Below are 395 nucleotides of genomic sequence, written 5' to 3'. Positions count from 1 at the left end.
AAAAGATGACAATCGATTCTACGAATTAAATCTGGTCGATTATGAAATCTTCCATGAACATCTGGACCGTGTGGGTACAGTTGATCAAAAGACAGAAGGACGCAGTATGGATTTGAAGGGAGCGCCATTTCCGGGGGAAGGAAAGGGAAGCAATCCTGGTAATGGTGGCGGGAATAATGGAAGTAATCCGGGCAGTGGTAACAGTGGTGGAGGTTCTACAACCCCTACCCCGCCTGTAACTCCAACCACACCGACTACACCAACCCATCCTACAGACCCAACTACGCCAACCGTTCCGGGTAATGGAGGAAGTCCTAATCCAACCACACCGGTTGTGGACCTGAAGGACATCGGCAATCACTGGGCGGCTGCTGCCATTGAGCAGGCCATTTCCC

General features: G+C 51.1%; 1 protein-coding gene. It reads left to right on the top strand.

Annotation, left to right across the window (positions count from 1 at the left end; all coding sequences use genetic code 11):
• Positions 1-395 (top strand): hypothetical protein (locus tag EL84_RS32110; protein ID WP_047840215.1); only part of this gene is annotated, 395 nt, incomplete at both ends.

The organism is Paenibacillus sp. VT-400 (assembly GCF_001029205.1).
Taxonomy (GTDB): domain Bacteria; phylum Bacillota; class Bacilli; order Paenibacillales; family Paenibacillaceae; genus Paenibacillus; species Paenibacillus amylolyticus.
Note: the sequence above shows the minus strand (reverse complement) of the source record. Positions and strands in the feature narration are given on the sequence as shown.